An 18,145-nucleotide genomic window follows, 5' to 3' on the forward strand; every position below is an offset into this window, starting at 1 on the left:
GAGGGAAGGAGTCGCCATTCTAGCGGCGCGGCTGGCGAACCGGGTTTCCGTGCAGGCCAATGCGAGATGAAGAGAGACCGATCGCCGCCAACTTCGGGCAGAAAGCCGCACGATGGTAAAATTCGCGATTCCCTCCGTTCCCGAACTGGTCGCTGAGCGCTCGCCGAGCATTCAACGCCCCAACCCGCCGCCATCATGTCCGACACCCGCCCCGACACCCTGTTCGCGCTGAACGCGCTCTCCCCGCTCGACGGCCGTTACGCCTCGAAAACCGAAGCCCTGCGCGAGTGGCTCTCGGAAGCCGCTTTCATGCGCAATCGCGTGACGGTTGAAATCCACTGGCTGATCGCGCTCTCGCACGCCGGTTTCGCCGAGGTGCCGCGCTTTTCCGAAGCGTCCGAACAATTCCTGCTGCAGCTGGCCGAGCGCTTCACCGCGCACGACGCCGCGCGCATCAAGGACATTGAACGCGTCACGAATCACGACGTGAAAGCGGTCGAGTACTGGCTGAAGGAATCGGTGAAGGGTCAGGAAGAACTGGAACGCGCGAGCGAGTTCATTCATTTCGCCTGCACCTCGGAAGACATCAACAATACGTCACACGGCCTGATGCTGGCCGGCGCGCGCGAGCACGTGATTCTGCCGGCGCTGCGTTCGGTGCACCAACGCCTCGTGGCGCTGGCTCACGCTCACGCCGAACAGCCGATGCTGTCGCGCACGCACGGCCAGCCGGCCAGCCCCACCACGCTCGGCAAGGAAATCGCTAATGTCGCGGCGCGTCTGGAACGCGCAATCGACCGTATCGCGAAGGTCGAACTGCTGGGCAAGATGAACGGCGCGGTCGGCAACTTCAATGCGCACCTGTCCGCCTATCCGGAATTCGACTGGGAAGCGTTCTCGCGTGAAGTAGTCGAACAGCGTCTGAAGCTCACGTTCAATCCGTACACGATCCAGATCGAGCCGCACGATTACATGGCCGAACTGTTCGACGCCGTGTCGCGCGCCAACACGATCCTGCTGGATCTGGACCGCGACGTGTGGGGCTACATCTCGGTCGGCTACTTCAAGCAACGCACGAAGGCCGGCGAAATTGGCTCGTCGACCATGCCGCACAAGGTCAATCCGATCGACTTCGAAAATTCGGAAGGCAATCTCGGTCTGGCGAACGCAACCCTGCGCCACCTGGCCGACAAGCTGCCGATTTCGCGCTGGCAGCGCGACCTCACCGACTCGACGGTGCTGCGCAATATCGGCGTCGCGTTCGGCTACTCGCTGCTTGCGTACGACTCGCTGATCCGCGGTCTGGACAAGCTCGAAGTGAATGCGCAGCGTCTGAACGAAGACCTGGATAACTGCTGGGAAGTGCTGGCCGAACCGGTGCAAACGGTGATGCGCCGTTACGGCATCGAGAACCCGTACGAGCAATTGAAGGAACTGACGCGCGGCAAGGGCATCACGCGTGAAGCGCTGCAAACGTTCGTGACCGGTCTCGCGATTCCGCAAGATGCGAAGGATCGTTTGCTTGCCATGACGCCGGGTTCGTATATCGGCAAGGCGGTGGAGTTGGCCAGGCGGATCGCTTAAGCGATCAAGGCTCGCTGTTTGCCTGGCTGGCTTCAGCCAGGCATTGCGGCATAAAAATAGGCGCTCCTCGGAGCGCCTATTTTTTCATCCTGCACGCGTGAGCCAGAAACTCACCGGGCCTTCATCTGAATCAACACCTCATCCACGATTTGTTCCGGCGACAATTCGATGCTCACCGTGATCGCCTCGTCCGAACCAGGTTCTTCGAGCGTATCGAGCTGGCTTTGCAGCAGCGAAGGATCGAAGAAGTGACCGGTGCGTGTGGTCAGCCGCTCGCGTAGCACCTCGAACGAACCCTTCAGATAAACGAAGCACACGTCCTTATCGCCGTTGCCGCCGCGCAGAACGTCGCGGTACGAGCGCTTCAGCGACGAACACGTGAACACCGCCTCCTCGGCCGCCTTCTGTTTCTCTTCGATCGCCGCGCGGATGGTTTGCAGCCACGGCCAACGGTCTTCGTCGGTGAGCGGAATGCCTTTGTGCATTTTCTCCTTGTTGGCGGCGCTGTGAAATGCGTCGCCGTCGGTAAATGCGCAGTGCAGGCGTTCCGCCAGCATTTCGCCAATCCTCGTTTTGCCGGCGCCCGACACGCCCATTGCGATCAGAATCATCAAAAACTCCTTACACGACCGTCGCGAGCGCGAAAGTCAAACCCAAGCCCATCAGCGAAATGATGGTTTCGAGGAGCGACCATGTCTTGAAGGTCTGCCCCACCGTCATACCGAAGTATTCCTTGATCAGCCAGAAACCGCCGTCGTTCACATGCGAGAAAATCAGCGAACCCGAGCCGGTGGCGAGCACCAGCAACTCCGGCGTGACCTGCACGCCGCTGGCCGAGGCGATCGGCGCGACGATGCCGCAGGCGGTTGTCATTGCCACCGTCGCCGAACCTGTGGCGAGACGGATCAGCGCGGCCACCAGCCAGCCGAACAGCAGCGGCGACAGATGCATGGCCGTGGCCACGTTGACGATTTCCTTCGAGATGCCACTATCCATCAGCACGCGCCCGAACCCGCCGCCCGCCCCCACAATCAGCGTGATGCCCGCGATCGGCGCCAGACATTCGCCGCAGAACTTCTGGATCTGCTCACGATTGAAACCGCGGCTCGCGCCGAAGGTCCAGAAACTGACCAGCACGGCGATCAGCAGCGCGACGTCCGAATTGCCGACGAAACGCAGTAGATCATTCGCCAGGGTCTTCGGCGTAAACACGAGGTCAGCCCAACTGCCGATCAACATCAGAATCACCGGCAGCAGGATCGTAAACAGCGTGATGCCGAAGCTCGGCAGTTCGCGCTTCGGCGCCGCCTGCTTGCCGTCATTTTCCGCTTCGCCAGCGGAGCCGAGGAATTGCGAAGCGAGCGCGTTGTCTTTCGGCAGCTTGATGTAGCGGCTGATCAACAGAGCGAACAGCGGACCGGCGACGATCGCCGTCGGCACGCCCACGATCAGCCCATAAGCAATCGTCTTGCCGATGTCGGCGTGATACGCCTGCACCGCGAGCATCGCGGCCGGGTGCGGCGGAATCAAACCGTGCACGACGGACAGACCCGCGACCATCGGCAAGCCGACCAGCAGCAGCGACTTGTTGGTGCGTTTGGCGACGTTGAACGCGATCGGAATCAGCAGCACGAAGCCGACTTCAAAGAACACCGGCAAGCCGACGATGATCGCGACGACCATCATCGCCCAGTGAATGTGCTTCTCGCCGAACTTGTCGATCAACGTGGTCGCGATGCGCTCCGCCCCGCCCGATTCGGCCATCATTTTGCCGAGCATGGTGCCGAGGCCGACCACGATCGCAATGTGGCCGAGCGTATTGCCGTTGCCGGTTTCGAACGATTTGACGATGGTGCCGATCGGCATGCCGGATGCGAGACCCAGCAGCAGCGAAACGATGATCAGGACAAGGAACGGGTAAACCTTGTAGCGGGTGATCAGCAGGATCAGAAGTGCGATGGCGATCACCGCGAAGACCAGCAGCGTGCTGCCGTGGACAGCTTCCATGGAGCTCCTCCTTTGCGTTATTGATTGTAGGTGCGCAACGCAGCTGACACCTTGTCTCGTTGCTGCCCGCGGCGAGCCTCGAAACCCGGCCAACCGCACGGACGCTGAATTCTACTGTCTGTCGTCGTACAACGCGCGCGAAACCGGCACACATCTCGAAAAAAGAGCCCCGCCGCGACAGCCGGAAAGACTGTATCGACGGGGCTCCTGATATCGGACCCGGGTAGCCGGTTAAAAAGGGTGCCCGTTCAACTGTGAACTTAGTGCGCCGGCGCGGCCAACTGGCTCGCGGCACGTGCGAGACGCGTGACTTCTTCCCAGTTTTGCGCGGCCAATGCTGATTTCGGGGTGAGCCACGAGCCGCCCACGCACACCACGTTCGGCAGCGACAGGAAATGCGTCGCCGTCTCAGCCGTGATGCCGCCGGTCGGGCAAAACTTCAGGTTCGGGAACGGACCGTGAAAGGCTTGCAGCATTGGCACACCGCCGGCCTGCTGCGCCGGGAAAAACTTCACGATCTCGTAGCCGAGTTCCAGCGCGGTGATGATGTCGGACGGCGTCATCACGCCCGGCAGCAACGGCAAGCCGGCATCTTGCGCGGCCTTGTGCATGTCTCTCGTCAGACCCGGCGAGACGCCGAACTGCGCGCCCGCTTTCTTCGCCTGCGCGCAATGCTCGGGCCTCGTGATCGTGCCGACGCCAACCACGATGTCGTCGGCCAACTGGCTCGCCCGCTCAATCGCTTCCAGACCGGCTGCCGTGCGCAGCGTGATTTCGAGCACCTTGACGCCACCCGCGTGCAGCGCGCGCGACACGTGTTCGCCTTGTTCGGCCGAGTCGAATGCGAGCACCGGGATCACCGGGCCGAGGCGCACGATATCGCTTACTGTTTTCGCCGTCATAGTCAGACTCCTTGTTTCTGCAGCGTTTAGCTGGCTTGAGTAGTGCTTGGGTGTTGTTCGGTAGCTGCTTGGGCCTGTTCGCCTTGCTGCGCGCCCTGATGTGCGCCGCGCTCGCCCACCATCGGGCCGAACACCGATGCGCCCTGCTCCGCGGGCGCCGCCGCCGCACGGAACACGCCGAACAGTTCACGGCCAAAGCCGACTTCGTTTTCCGCCTGATGCTGCGGCAAGGCTTCCGGCCGCGCCGCCCATTCGGCAGCATCGATTTCGATGTCGAGCACGCCGGCGTCCGCGTCGATTACCAGCATATCGCCACTGCGAACCTTGCCGATCGGGCCTTGCAGCAACGCTTCCGGCGACAGATGGATCACCGCCGGCACCTTGCCCGACGCGCCCGACATGCGGCCATCGGTAACCAACGCGACGTGGAAACCTTGATCCTGCAACACACCGAGCAACGGCGTCAAACGATGCAACTCGGGCATGCCGTTTGCGCGGGCGCCCTGGAAGCGCACCACGGCGATGAAGTCGCGCTTCAGTTCACCCTTGTCGAACGCGGCCTGCACCGCTTCCTGCGAATCGAACACGATGGCCGGCGCCTTCACCTTGCGATGCTGCGCCCCCACCGCGGAAATCTTGATCACGCCGCGGCCGAGCTTGCCTTGCATCAGACGCAAGCCGCCGTCGGGCTGGAACGGCTGCGTGATATCACGCAGCACCGCCGTGTCTTCGCTCTTTGCCGCGCCCGGCACCCATTGCAGCTTGCCGTCGATCAGCTTCGGCTCTTCGGTGTAGTGATGCAGACCCTTGCCGGCGACCGTGTTCACGTCTTCGTGCAGCAAGCCGCCTTCCAGCAGATTGCGAACCAGGAACGCGACGCCGCCCGCGGCGTGGAAGTGGTTCACGTCGGCCTTGCCGTTCGGATAGATCTTCGCGAGCAGCGGCACGGCTTGCGACAGCGTGTCGAAATCGTCCCAGTCGATTACGATGCCGGCCGCGCGCGCGATCGCGACGAGATGCAGCGTGTGATTGGTCGAGCCGCCCGTGGCCAGCAATGCGACGATGCCATTGACGATCGCTTTTTCGTCGACCACGTGGCCGATCGGCATATAGTTGCCGCGATCCACCGTCAGATCGAGCACGCGGCGCGCGGCCTGCGCGGTCAACGCGTCGCGCAGCGGCGTATGCGGATGAACGAAGGCTGAACTCGGCAGATGCAGGCCCATCACTTCCATCAGCATCTGGTTGCTGTTGGCGGTGCCGTAGAACGTGCAGGTGCCGTGGCTGTGGTACGCAGCGGCTTCCGCTTCGAGCAGCGCGTCGCGGCCGCATTGACCGGTGGCGAACTGCTGACGGGTCTTGGCTTTATCGTCGTTCGAGAGGCCGCTGCCCATCGGGCCGGCCGGCACGAAAATGGTCGGCAGATGGCCGAATTGCAGTGCGCCGATCAACAGGCCCGGCACAATCTTGTCGCAGATGCCGAGGCACAACGCCGCGTCGAACATGTTGTGTGTGAGGGCCACGGCCGTGCTCATCGCGATTACTTCGCGCGAGAACAGCGACAGTTCCATGCCCGCGTTGCCTTGCGTGACGCCGTCGCACATGGCCGGCACGCCGCCCGCGAATTGCGCGACGCCGCCGTTTTCCCGCGCGGCCTCCTTGATGATGTCCGGGTAGTTTTTGTACGGTGCGTGCGCAGACAGCATTTCGTTATACGACGACACGATGCCGATGTTCGGCTCCCGGATCGCCTTGATTGCAAACTTGTCACGGCCTTCGAGGCCGGCAAAACCGTGGGCCAGATTGGCGCAGGAGAGCGCGCCGCGTGCCGGGAATTTGCCTTGAGCGTGATGGATGCGGGCCAGATACGCCTCGCGAGTGGGTTTGCTGCGCTCGACCACGCGTTGCGTGACCTTCAAGAGTTGCGAATGCGGGGAAACCATCGGAGCTCCTTCGTCGCTGGCCGTGCGCGTTTGAGTGGGACGTGCGCGCACTATGCCAGGCAGGTATCGCGGGGATGTCGAAATAGTCGACGTCGCAATGTTAGTAGAAAAACTACATGATCGCAATGACGAGTCCTGTTGCAATGCGGCATCTTTGAACGGCCGCATTGCCTTACTGGCTATGCCTTAACGACACAAACGTCAAAACCTAGGGAATACACCTAGCGCCCGATATGTAGTTTTTGTAGCTTTCTCAGCAATCAGATATAGTCCACGCATTCTTCAGCATAGTGCGAGTTTTCCGATGATGCTGTCCCAGGTGGAAGAGATGCGTGAGCAGTTGCGCCCGTCCGAGCGCAAGCTGGCCGATTACGTGATCGAGGCACCGCGCGAGGTGCTGGATCTGTCGATGACCGAAGTGGCCGCGCGCGCCGGTGTCAGTCAGCCGACCATTGCGCGGTTTTGCCATGCGCTGGGCTTTTCGGGCTTTCGCGAATTCAAGATCCGGCTGGCACAAGGAATCGCGGCGGAAGTGCCCGCGGTCTACCGCGACGTGCGGCCGGATGAGCCGGCGCCGGGCGTGGCGGCGAAGGTGCTCGACCGGACCATCGGCGCGCTGATCCAGGTGCGCAACAATCTGTCGTCGGATAGCGTGGCGGCAGCGATCGCGCTGCTGGCAGCGGCGCGGCGTATCGAGTTTTACGGCGCGGGCGGCTCGGGCATCGCTGCACTCGATGTCCAGCACAAGTTCTTTCGGTTGGGCATGCCGAGCGTTGCGTATTCGGACCCGCACACGTTTCTGATGTCGGCGGCTTTGCTGGGTGAAGGCGATGTGGTGGTGGCGATCTCGAACACCGGCCGCACGCGCGATATCGTCGATGCGGTGAAATCAGCGCTGGCGGCGGGCGCGAAGGTAATTGCGATCACGCACGGCAATTCGCCGTTGGCGCGGCTTGCCACGGTGGGCTTGTTCGCCAACGTCGATGAAGACACGGATATCTTTTCGCCGATGACCTCGCGCGTCTCGCATCTGGCGATCGGCGATATTCTGGCGGTCGGCGTGGCGCTGAGCCGCGGGCCGGAGTTGGTCGAGAAGATGGCGCAGGCGAAGGAAGTGATTACGCGCAGAAGGATCGGGCCGGACGGGTAAGGTGCCGCGGGGTATTGCCTGGCTTTCCAAGCTTGCATCGGCGCTACATGGAAGACCAAACGTCGATCAGTCTCACCAAGCTCTCGCGCAAAAAAAACGGGCTCTTTAAAGAGCCCGTTCTACTGGGTACGGCATGGCACGAAACAATAGGCGGGTCGACCTCGGTTTTAAAACGGCTTGATAACAACCAGTGCGACCGCCGCCAGCATCCCCAGCACCGGCAGTTCATTGAACATCCGATACCACTTGTCCGTGCGGCGGTTCTCACCACGCTCGAAAGTTCGCAGCAGCACGCCGCAATACGCGTGGTAGATGATCAACAGCACCACCACGCCGACCTTCGCGTGAATCCAGCCCTGCCCGCGACCGATGCCCACCGCGAGCCACAGCCATAACCCGCAGGCCAGCGCCGGCACGGCAATGAACGTCATGAAGCGGAACAGCTTGCGGGCCATCGTCAACAGTCGCGCGGTCGCGGCGGGTTCCGTCTCCATCGCCAGATTGACGAAGATGCGCGGCAGATAGAACAGGCCGGCAAACCAGGAAGCAACCAGAACGATGTGAAACGTTTTTACCCAAAGCATCAACTGTCCTTGCGACTTGTATCGTGGAAATCAGCGCTCGTGGCGGCGCGTTCGTAGTGAAAAGACAGAGCCGGCAGCATCTCGGCGGCGTTCGCGATTAAACGCACAGCGGACGGCACTTATTCCGGCGTTCGCAATGAACGCCCGGCCGACGGCGACTTATTGGCGGCCTTCGCCGTGCCCGAGCACGATGTACTTCAGCGACGTCAGCCCTTCCAGCCCGACCGGCCCGCGCGCGTGCAACTTGTCGTTCGAGATGCCGATTTCCGCGCCCAGACCGAACTCGAAGCCGTCCGCGAAACGCGTCGACGCGTTGACCATCACGCTCGCCGAATCCACTTCACGCAGGAAGCGCATTGCCCGATCGTGGTCTTCCGTGACGATCGCATCGGTGTGCTGCGAGCTATACGTATTGATGTGCTCGATCGCGGTGTCGAGATTGTCGACGACCTTGATCGCCAGCACCGGCGCGAGATATTCGGTGCGCCAGTCTTCTTCGGTGGCATCGACGAGCGGGCCGACGCCTGCGTCGGCGAGCACCGCGCGTGCCGCTGCGTCGACGCGCAATTCGACGTCCTTGTCGCGATACAGCTTGCCCAAAGGCGGCAGCAGTTCAGCGGCGATACCCCGCGCCACCAACAGCGTTTCCATCGTGTTGCAGGTGCCGTAGCGGTGCGTCTTCGCGTTGTCGCAGACGGTCAGCGCCTTGGTCAGATCCGCGCGGTCGTCGACATACACGTGGCAGATGCCGTCGAGGTGCTTGATCATCGGCACGCGCGCTTCGTTCATCAGGCGCTCGATCAGGCTCTTGCCGCCGCGCGGCACGATCACGTCGACGTATTCGGTCATCGTAATCAGCTTGCCGACCGCGGCGCGGTCCGAGGTGACGACCACTTGCACGGCGTCCTGCGGCAAACCCGCTGCCTCCAGTCCTTCGCCGATCAGCTTCGCCAGTGCAGTGTTGCATTCGAGCGCTTCCGACCCGCCGCGCAGAATCGTGGCGTTGCCGGACTTCAGGCACAACGCCGCGGCGTCGATCGTGACGTTCGGACGCGATTCGTAGATGATGCCGATCACGCCGAGCGGCACACGCATCTGCCCGACCTGAATACCGCTCGGTCGATACTTCAGATTGCTGATCTCGCCAATCGGATCGGCCAGCGCGGCGACTTGCCGCAAGCCTTCGACCATCGTCTTCAGCGCCTTGTCCGACAGCGTCAGACGGTCGACAAACGCAGCGTCGAGACCTTTGTCGCGGGCCCGGGCGACGTCACGCGCGTTGGCCTCTTTCAGCGACGCGGCGTCGCGCTCGATCGCCGCGGCCACCGCTGCGAGCGCGGCGTTCTTCGCCGCCGTCGACGCCCGCGCCATCGCACGCGAAGCGTGGCGGGCGCGGCGGCCGAGGTCGGTCATGTACTGGTCGATATCCATGTGATTCTCGTGGTGCCGCGCACATCGAGGTGCGGCGGACAGGCTAAGTTAGCGAAGGATCAAAAGATTGTAAGTCGGGTGGCGGAGCTTTGCTTTAGCCACATCGATCGCCCAGATCAGCCCGGTCTGCGTGTCGGCGCAACCGCCCCGGCCCGAGGTCGCGGCGGCGGCACAGGCGCAGCTTTTGGCGAAGCCACCGTCATCGCCAGTTCGAACAAACCGTCCCAAGGATCAGGCGGCGGATCGTTGCGATGATTGCCCGGCGTGCCGCCCGACAAGCCCTTAACCTGCCGATCCAGCCGCGCGGCCAGAGCCAGCGCCTTCTCCAGCGCGCTTTCAGTGACGCGCGACAACGCCGGCCCGATCAGCCGCTCACGCGGCCCCCACACGCGGTTCTCGCGCACCAGCATCGCGAGCGGCTTGCCCGCCGCGACACCGCGCTTGATCCGCAACAGCGTGCGCACTTCCTCGACCACTGCCCACAGCACCAGTACCGCGGCCTCGCCCTCTCCACGCAAGCCGTCGAGCATGCGTGAGAGCCGACCGACATCACCCGCCAGCATCGCTTCGTTCAGCTTGAAAACGTCATAGCGGGCGACGTTCAGCACCGCGTCCTGGATCTGTTCAAAGCTCAACGACCCAGCCGGATACAGCAGCCCGAGCTTCTGGATTTCCTGATGCGCAGCGAGCAGGTTGCCTTCCACGCGCTCGGCGATGAACGCCAGTGCGCGCCGCCCTTCTTCGCCGGCAACGACCCGCTGGCCCTGCGCGGCAAGCCGTTGACCCACCCAATTCGGCAACTGCGCACGCTCGACCGGATCGATCTTCAACGCAACGCCGGCATCGGACAGCGCAGTGAACCACGCCGACTTTTGCGTCGCGGCGTCGAGCCGCGGCAGCGTGATCATCGTCAGCACGTCGTCATTCACGGCAGCGGCGAGCGCTTTCAGCGTATCCGCGCCCTCCTTGCCGGGCTTACCCGATGGAATGCGCAATTCGACCAGTTGACGGTCGCCGAACAGCGACATCGATTGACTCGCGCCAAGCAGCGAACTCCAGTCGAAGCCGCGCTCAACCGTGAACACGGAACGATCGGTAAAGCCGGCCGCACGCGCCGTCGCACGAATCCGGTCGCTCGCTTCCTGCGCGAGCAGGTGCTCATCGCCGTACACGACGTACAGTCCGGCGAGTCCCTTCGCGAGATGCGCTTCGAGCGCGTCAAGTCGCAGTTGCATGGCTACTGATCGGCGAGGTTAACGGGCTGCATGAGGGGCTGCATGAGGGGCCGCATAAGCGAGTGCATGGGCAAATGCGGCAAGCGAAACAATGACACAGCGCGACGCTCACAGCGGCGGCGGCGGCAACGGCGCGCGCGGCGCCACCGACGGCACCTGCTGCCCTGGCGCCGGGTGCAGCGAGCGCACCAGCGACAGGCGGCGCGTAAGCTGGTCGATCGCGTCGTTTTCCATGTCCGCGAAGAGGATGTCGGACTCAGCGGCTTTGGCTTGCGAAAACTGGTCGCTGTAGGTCATCGCGCGGTTCAGCGCGATCACGCTCGACGGAATCAGCACCGTGCCGTCCTTGCCGACCAGCGTGTAGGTCATCGACAGATTCATTGCATATTCTTCGACCACACCCAGCGAGTTCAGCGTGAGCGTATTGACGCCGCGACCCTCGCTGATCTGCAGCGTTGCATCGGCATTCGCAACGGAAGTGACCACCACCGTGTCGCTGCCGCCCTGCACAATGCGGGCGAGCCGCGCGCCGGCCGCAGCCGAACCGCCGGAGATATAGAGTCGTTTGAATGCGTAGTCCTGCTGGCCGCGCAACTGGAAGCCGCAGGCGGACAACATCAACACGCTGCACGCCAGCGTCAATAACATTCTGCGAGTCACATTGGCTCCTGGTTCGCAGTGGATTCCGCAGCGAGAGACACGCGCCGCCGCACGCAGCGGCGCCTGTCTGCTGTCATGTTTCGGTGGGCTCTCAAACCACCACGTTCACAAGGCGCCCCGGCACCACGACAATCTTCTTCGGCGTCTTGCCTTCGCTGAACTTCTCGACCGCCTCATGAGCGGCAGCGAGCTTTTCGATCGTTTCCCGTGTCGCATCTTTCGCCACCGTGAGCGCGCCGCGCACCTTGCCGTTCACCTGCAGCACGAGTTCGATTTCGGCCTGTTCCAGCGCCTGTTCATCGACCTTCGGCCACGCAGCGTCGAGCAGCGAACCGAATTCCTCGGCGTAACCGAGTTCCTGCCACAACTGGAACGTCTGATGCGGCACGACCGGATACAGCACACGCAGCATCACGCTATACGTCTCGCGGAGCACCGCCGGCTGTGCGCCCTTCGCGCTGTCGAGCGCGTTGAGCATCTTCATCGCCGCCGACACCACCGTGTTGTACTGCAAACGCTGGTAGTCGAAGTCGGCCTGCTTCAGCACGCTGTAGATCTCGCGGCGCAGCACCTTGTCGGTATCGCTGAAACTCGCGGCGTCGAGCTTGCCGCCGGCGCGCAACGCGGCTTCGTTCGCGTGACCGAAGTTCCACACGCGGCGCAGGAAGCGGCTCGCGCCTTCCACACCGGAACCTGACCATTCGAGCTGCTGCTCGGGCGGTGCGGCGAACATCACGAACAGACGCGCGGTGTCCGCGCCGTGTTGATCGATCAGCAGTTGCGGATCGACGCCGTTGTTCTTCGACTTCGACATCTTTTCGACGCCGCCGAGCACCACCGGCTGGCCGTCCGAATTCAGCACGGCGCCGACCGGGCGGCCCTTGTCGTCGAACGAGACGGTGACGTCGGCCGGGTTGTACCAGGTCTTCTTGCCCGCCTCGCTTTCGCGGTAGTACGTTTCGTTGAGCACCATGCCCTGCGTGAGCAGGTTCTTGGCCGGCTCGCCGAACTTGACCAGACCCATGTCGCGCATGACCTTGGCCCAGAAGCGCGAATACAAGAGGTGAAGAATCGCGTGCTCGATGCCGCCGATGTACTGGTCCATCGGCGCCCAGTAATCGGTGCGTTCGTCGACCATGGTCTTCGCATCCGGCGACGCATAGCGATAGAAGTACCAGGACGAATCGACGAAGGTGTCCATCGTGTCGGTTTCGCGCTTCGCCGCGCCGCCGCAGCTCGGGCACGTGCAATTCACGAACGCCTCGGACTTGGCGAGCGGGTTGCCCGTGCCGTCCGGCACAAGGTCTTCCGGCAGCACGACCGGCAGATCTTTCTCCGGCACAGGCACGTCGCCGCATGTCGGGCAATGGATGATCGGAATCGGCGTGCCCCAGTAACGCTGGCGCGACACGCCCCAGTCACGCAGACGCCACGTGATCTGCTTGTCGCCGAGGCCGAGTTCCTTCAGATCGGCGGCGATCCGGTCGACCGCCTGCTCGTACGTGAGACCGTCGTACTTGCCGCTGTTGATCAGCGTGCCGGTTTTCTCGCCGTACCATTCCTGCCAGGCTTCGGTGGAGAACGCCTTGCCTTCAACGGCGACCACCTGTTTGATCGGCAGATCGTATTTCTTCACGAACGCGAAATCGCGCTCGTCGTGCGCGGGCACGCCCATCACGGCGCCTTCGCCGTAGCTCATCAGCACATAGTTGCCGATCCACACCTCGACCTGTTCCTGCGTCAGCGGATGCGTGACGTAGAAGCCGGTGCCCATGCCCTTCTTTTCCATCGTCGCGACGTCGGCTTCAGCCACGCCGCCGAGCTTGCACTCTTCGATGAAGGCCTGCAGTTCCGGCTTGTCTTGTGCGAGACGCGTGGCGAGCGGATGCTCGGCGGCGACCGCGCAGAACGTCACACCCATGATCGTGTCGGCACGCGTGGTGAACACGCGCAGCAGCTTCTGTTCGCCGTCGATTTGATACGGGAAACCGAAGTTCACGCCGAAGCTCTTGCCGATCCAGTTCTGCTGCATGATCTTGACGCGCTCGGGCCAGCCGAGGCCTTCGAGGTCGTTCAGCAGCTCATCCGCGTACTGCGTGATGCGCATGTAGTACATCGGGATTTCGCGCTTTTCGATCAGCGCGCCCGAGCGCCAGCCGCGGCCGTCGATCACCTGCTCGTTGGCGAGCACGGTCTGATCGACCGGATCCCAGTTGACGGTGCCGGTTTTCTTGTACGCAATGCCCTTTTCGAGCATCTTCAGGAACAGCCACTGGTTCCACTTGTAGTAATCCGGGCTGCAGGTCGCGACTTCGCGCGACCAGTCGATCGCGAGGCCCATGGACTGCATCTGCTTCTTCATGTAAGCGATGTTGTCGTAGGTCCACTTCGCGGGCGGCACGTTGTTGGCCATTGCCGCGTTTTCCGCCGGCATGCCGAACGCGTCCCACCCCATCGGCATCAGCACGTTGTAGCCGTTCATCCGCAGATAGCGGTACATCACGTCGTTGATCGTGTAGTTGCGCACGTGCCCCATGTGCAGCTTGCCCGACGGATACGGCAGCATCGAGACGCAATAGAACTTGGGCTTGTCGGTGGTTTCCGTCGTCTTGTACGCGTCGATGGCGCGCCATTGCCCTTGCGCGGCGGCTTCGACGTCGGAGGGAACGTATTTTTCGTGCATGGTGTGATGGGATCGCTGGGTTCGGTGCTTTCGCACCGGGCCTGGTGCTCTGCTGGATGAAATGGCGTCGTTTCCCCGTCTGCGGGGGAAAGGGCTGATTATACCGTTCGCGGACGGGTGCGCCGCGCGGCGAGGCGCAGGGTGAATCTCAGTGGCATGTGATGCGCGACGCTATCGCGAAGCGACCCGGCGGCCTCAGGCGCGACGGCGCGTTTAGCGGCGCGCGTCACCGGATAGTGCCGCTAGGGCTGCGTGCCCGGTGGTGGCGGGTCCGTTACGAAACCGATCCGCTCGAGCCCGGCTTGCTGCGCCGCGCCCATCACCTGCGCAATCACCTCGTAGCGCGTGGAGCGCTCGGCGCGCAGCTGGATTTCGGGCTGATCGGCCTGCGCTGCTTTACCCGCCGCCGCGAATTGCGCGCGCATCTGCTGCAGTGTGATGACTTTGCCGTTCCAGTACAGCTTGCCGGCGGCATCGATTGAAAGAGAAATGGTTTGCGGCGTTTGCCGCGCGGGCGCTGCCGCGACCTTGGGCAGATCGAGCCGGATCGCGTGCGTGAATAAAGGCGCCGTAATGATAAAAATCACCAGCAGCACGAGCATCACGTCGATCAACGGCGTCATGTTGATCTCGGCCATTGGCGCGGCTGTCTGCTTTTTCTCGAGTCCGCCGAATGCCATATCGCCTCCTTCAGTCTTCCAGACTCAGCGGTACGCTCAGTGGGTCCGCGCCTGGACTTGCTGCGGTTGCGGCCGGGTCTGATCCGCCGGCGCGCAGACGTAGGCATGCAGATCGTGCGCGAAGCCGTCGAGTTCTTCCGTCAACTGCCGCACGAGCCGCCCGAGCACGTTATAAGCGAGCACCGCCGGAATCGCGACCACGAGGCCGAAGGCCGTCATGATCAACGCCTCGCCGACCGGACCCGCGACGTTCTCGATCTGCGCCTGACCACTCGCCGCGATGCTGCCGAGCGCGTGATAGATACCCCAAACCGTGCCGAGCAGGCCAACAAACGGCGCGGTGCTGCCCACCGAGGCCAGCAGCACCTGGCCAAACTCGAGCCGCCGCTGCGATACGTTGAGCGCCTGACGCAGCGCTCTCAGCACCCGCTCGCCGCGCTCGACACGCGCGAGCAGCGCGCCGGGAATGTCCACTTCCGCGGCATGCAGCGCGGCCTCGGCGAGCGGCGTGAAGACGCGTTCGCGGTCCACGCGCCTCAATGCCGCGACGCCGTCCGACAAAGTGGACGCCTGCCAGAACTGCGCAATCGCCGGCGCGGCTTGGCGTTTGGCGCGCGTGAGCATCCAGCTTTTGACGATCAGAAAACACCAGCTCGCAATCGACATAGCCAGCAGCACATACGCGACGCCATGCGTGATCGCGTCGCTGGTTTGCAGGTAATGGAGGATGCCGCTGCTGCCTGCCATCTGACCTCGCCGTCGGAAAGTGATTACAGAGGAGCTACAAAAAGCGGGAGCCGCAACGGGCCCCGCAACACGCTCACCGCAGGCCGAGCACGTCCTGCATGTCGAAGAAACCGTTCTTGTGGCCTTCGAGGAAACGTACAGCACGAAGCGCGCCTTGCGCATACGACAGGCGGCTCGCCGATTTGTGCGTGATTTCAATGCGCTCGCCGATGCCGGCAAACAGCACCGTATGGTCGCCGACGATATCGCCGCCGCGAATCGCCGAGAAGCCGATCGTGGACGGATCGCGTTCGCCGGTCACGCCTTCGCGGCTGTAGACCGCGCAGTCATCCAGATTGCGGCCGAGCGCGTGGGCGATTACTTCGCCCATGGTTAGCGCGGTGCCGGACGGCGCGTCGACCTTGTGGCGGTGATGCGCCTCGATGATTTCGATGTCGTAGCCGGTGGCGAAATGCTTCGCCGCGTATTCGAGCAGCTTCAGCGTGACATTGACGCCCACGCTCATGTTCGACGAAAACATGATGGCGATCTTGTCCGCCGCCGCTCGCAGTTGCGCTTTCTGCTCATTGTCGAAGCCGGTCGTGCCGATCACCATTTTGACGTTATGACGCTGCGCGGCTTCCAGATGCATCAGCGTGCCTTCGGGGCGCGTGAAATCGATCAGGTAGTCGGATTCGGCGAACACGCGCTCGACGTCGTCCGTCAGCAGCACGCCCGTCTGTTTGCCGAGAAATGCGCCTGCGTCCTGACCGAGTTGCGGGGCGCCCGCACGGTCGAGCGCGCCGGACAGCGTCGCGCCGGATTCGTTGAGGACGGTTTCGATGAGCATCCGGCCCATACGGCCCGATGCGCCAGCAATGGCAATTTTCATGGCTAGGAGGGTTCGAAAAGGCAAAACCCGGCAAATGCGGGCAAAAGCCGCGGCGGGGGCAGCACACCCGGCGCCGCACTGACTCGACTACAGAAGCCTGACAGGCGCGGCGCGTTATCCCCGCGCCGCGCCTGCGAAGTGCCCTTAGTAAGGGCCCTTATCAAGACACGGACAACTCGATTAGCCGCCCGTTCCCGAAGTTGCGGGAGTGGCCGTCAACGGCGCGTTCAACGTGGGACCGCCATTGCTGCTTTGCGGACCCGTCGGTCCCACCGGATTGGACGGCGTGCCCGGCACTTGCGGCGGCGGCGGACGATGGAACTGGAACTGCGGCTGACCGGCGGACGTTGGGCCCTGCGACGGAATGCCGCCACCGTTGGCGGTCGGCGCGGTGGAGCGCACCGAAGACTGCGCGCCCGACGGCGTTTGCACCGCATTGGTCAGCCGATTGGCGGCTTGCGCGGCCTCGGCGTTGGCATCCGTGGACGGCACGGCCGCTGCCGTGGCGCCATCGACGGACGGCGAGGTGGTGTCCACGGCAGCCGGCGCCGCGGCAACCGGCGCGCTGGCGCCAGTTGCCGCGCTGGCCACGTTCGGCACGGCGGCCTTCTTGCCAAGCTTGTCGCCGTCGATTTCCGCCAGCAACTCGAGGTTGGACGGCAGATCTTCGCCCCCCGTCCAGCTCGCGAGGCGGTCGCCCGAGAACAGGATCACGAGATCGCGCTGTTGCACGACGTTAGTCGAGCCGCGCTTGAAATAGAACACGTAGTCCCAGCGGTCCGCGTGGAACATGTCGGTCAACAGCGGCGTGCCGAGCAACTGCTTCACCTGCGCGCGCGACATGCCGACCTGCAACTGTGCAGCTGCTTCTTTCGACACGAAGTTACCTTGCACCACCGTGATACGGTACGGCGTAATGCTTTGGGCAACGCGCTGCGTCAGGCTGTCGTAAGTGGAACATCCGGCAAGAACCGCGACAGTCGCAACAGCGATCAAGGTACCCCGCATGCGGCTCCCCCGGTAGATCAATTGAGATTTTGAAATCATTTCACTCACCGTGCGGGCCCGCTGACGAGCCGCGCGAGTTTCATTCCATCGAAGATGACCAGAACGGCAAAAACACATTACTATGAGAGCCCAGCATTGTACTCTAGGGATCCCTTGTCATGACCAATCCAACCGATCTCAAGAATATCGGGCTCAAGGCGACCCTTCCGCGCCTCAAAATCCTTGAGATTTTCCAGCATAGCCCGGTGCGCCATCTGACCGCAGAAGACGTCTACCGCAACCTGTTGCACGAGGAACTCGATATCGGTCTCGCAACCGTGTATCGGGTGCTGACGCAGTTCGAGCAGGCCGGCCTGCTCTCGCGCAGCAATTTCGAATCGGGCAAGGCGGTGTTCGAACTGAACGAAGGGTCGCATCACGACCACCTCGTCTGCCTCGATTGCGGGCTCGTCGAAGAGTTTTTTGACTCCGAGATCGAGAGCCGTCAGCAATCCATCGCGAAGGAACGCGGCTTCAAGCTGCAGGAACATGCGCTGGCGCTGTACGGCGTCTGTACCAAGGAGAATTGTCCGCATCGCAAGCATTAATGCGGAATTGATGCAATGCCGGCCGCGTCGGGGTGCGCGGTTCGGTGAGTGACAGAAAACCCGGACGACGAAA

The 18,145-nt window shown here is 62.8% G+C and carries 16 protein-coding genes; 3 read left to right on the plus strand and 13 right to left on the minus strand.

Features of this window, described 5'->3' with window-relative positions:
* Positions 1 to 195 precede the first annotated feature (195 nt).
* Positions 196 to 1,584, plus strand: coding sequence for an adenylosuccinate lyase (gene purB / locus PQR53_RS21345; protein WP_408457991.1), 1,389 nt, complete (start codon positions 196 to 198; stop codon positions 1,582 to 1,584).
* Positions 1,585 to 1,694: 110 nt separating this feature from the next.
* Here the strand turns inward: purB and PQR53_RS21350 are convergent, their stop codons facing one another.
* The 4 genes from PQR53_RS21350 to edd form a co-directional block, all read right to left on the minus strand.
* Positions 1,695 to 2,195 carry a gluconokinase gene (locus PQR53_RS21350; RefSeq protein ID WP_408457994.1) on the minus strand — a complete coding sequence of 167 codons (501 nt, stop codon included), beginning with the start codon at positions 2,193 to 2,195 and terminating at the stop codon, positions 1,695 to 1,697.
* Positions 2,196 to 2,205: 10 nt separating this feature from the next.
* Positions 2,206 to 3,591: a GntP family permease gene (locus PQR53_RS21355; protein ID WP_408457996.1), complete on the minus strand. Its 1,386-nt coding sequence runs from the start codon at positions 3,589 to 3,591 to the stop codon at positions 2,206 to 2,208.
* Between the two features lie 260 nt (positions 3,592 to 3,851).
* A complete protein-coding gene (eda, locus tag PQR53_RS21360) occupies positions 3,852 to 4,493 on the minus strand; it encodes a bifunctional 4-hydroxy-2-oxoglutarate aldolase/2-dehydro-3-deoxy-phosphogluconate aldolase (protein WP_408457998.1) in 642 nt (213 codons plus the stop codon).
* 26 nt (positions 4,494 to 4,519) lie between these two features.
* A complete protein-coding gene (edd, locus tag PQR53_RS21365) occupies positions 4,520 to 6,436 on the minus strand; it encodes a phosphogluconate dehydratase (protein ID WP_408458000.1) in 1,917 nt (638 codons plus the stop codon).
* A gap of 304 nt (positions 6,437 to 6,740) precedes the next feature.
* On the opposite strand from edd, the gene PQR53_RS21370 reads away from it, so the two are divergent.
* Positions 6,741 to 7,586: a MurR/RpiR family transcriptional regulator gene (locus PQR53_RS21370; RefSeq protein WP_323046766.1), complete on the plus strand. Its 846-nt coding sequence runs from the start codon at positions 6,741 to 6,743 to the stop codon at positions 7,584 to 7,586.
* Positions 7,587 to 7,753: 167 nt separating this feature from the next.
* Here PQR53_RS21370 and PQR53_RS21375 read toward each other — a convergent pair whose 3' ends face one another.
* From PQR53_RS21375 to PQR53_RS21415, 9 genes are all read right to left on the minus strand, one after another.
* On the minus strand, positions 7,754 to 8,170 hold the full coding sequence (locus PQR53_RS21375) for a CopD family protein (protein WP_120349445.1): 417 nt from the start codon (positions 8,168 to 8,170) through the stop codon (positions 7,754 to 7,756).
* A 159-nt stretch (positions 8,171 to 8,329) separates the two neighbouring features.
* Positions 8,330 to 9,601, minus strand: a complete 1,272-nt coding sequence (locus PQR53_RS21380) for a glutamate-5-semialdehyde dehydrogenase (RefSeq protein WP_408458004.1) — start codon at positions 9,599 to 9,601, stop codon at positions 8,330 to 8,332.
* 116 nt (positions 9,602 to 9,717) lie between these two features.
* Positions 9,718 to 10,836 (minus strand): DNA polymerase III subunit delta, encoded by a 1,119-nt coding sequence (gene holA / locus PQR53_RS21385; RefSeq protein WP_408458007.1) that lies wholly within the window; start codon positions 10,834 to 10,836, stop codon positions 9,718 to 9,720.
* 108 nt (positions 10,837 to 10,944) lie between these two features.
* On the minus strand, positions 10,945 to 11,496 hold the full coding sequence (locus tag PQR53_RS21390) for an LPS-assembly lipoprotein LptE (RefSeq protein ID WP_408458009.1): 552 nt from the start codon (positions 11,494 to 11,496) through the stop codon (positions 10,945 to 10,947).
* A gap of 91 nt (positions 11,497 to 11,587) precedes the next feature.
* Positions 11,588 to 14,179: a leucine--tRNA ligase gene (gene leuS / locus PQR53_RS21395; RefSeq protein WP_408458011.1), complete on the minus strand. Its 2,592-nt coding sequence runs from the start codon at positions 14,177 to 14,179 to the stop codon at positions 11,588 to 11,590.
* Positions 14,180 to 14,421: 242 nt separating this feature from the next.
* Positions 14,422 to 14,859 carry an ExbD/TolR family protein gene (locus PQR53_RS21400; RefSeq protein WP_179734378.1) on the minus strand — a complete coding sequence of 146 codons (438 nt, stop codon included), beginning with the start codon at positions 14,857 to 14,859 and terminating at the stop codon, positions 14,422 to 14,424.
* Positions 14,860 to 14,895: 36 nt separating this feature from the next.
* Positions 14,896 to 15,606, minus strand: coding sequence for a MotA/TolQ/ExbB proton channel family protein (locus PQR53_RS21405; protein ID WP_408458014.1), 711 nt, complete (start codon positions 15,604 to 15,606; stop codon positions 14,896 to 14,898).
* Positions 15,607 to 15,679: 73 nt separating this feature from the next.
* Positions 15,680 to 16,477, minus strand: coding sequence for a 4-hydroxy-tetrahydrodipicolinate reductase (gene dapB / locus PQR53_RS21410; protein WP_408458016.1), 798 nt, complete (start codon positions 16,475 to 16,477; stop codon positions 15,680 to 15,682).
* A gap of 180 nt (positions 16,478 to 16,657) precedes the next feature.
* Complete coding sequence (locus PQR53_RS21415; RefSeq protein WP_408458054.1) at positions 16,658 to 17,485, minus strand: outer membrane protein assembly factor BamE; 828 nt, start codon at positions 17,483 to 17,485, stop codon at positions 16,658 to 16,660.
* Positions 17,486 to 17,643: 158 nt separating this feature from the next.
* Here PQR53_RS21415 and fur point away from each other — a divergent pair, with 158 nt between their 5' ends.
* Positions 17,644 to 18,072, plus strand: coding sequence for a ferric iron uptake transcriptional regulator (gene fur, locus PQR53_RS21420; protein ID WP_179734383.1), 429 nt, complete (start codon positions 17,644 to 17,646; stop codon positions 18,070 to 18,072).
* Positions 18,073 to 18,145: the final 73 nt, after the last annotated feature.

Origin of the sequence: Paraburkholderia fungorum, assembly GCF_046027605.1 — a bacterium.
Taxonomy (GTDB): domain Bacteria; phylum Pseudomonadota; class Gammaproteobacteria; order Burkholderiales; family Burkholderiaceae; genus Paraburkholderia; species Paraburkholderia fungorum_F.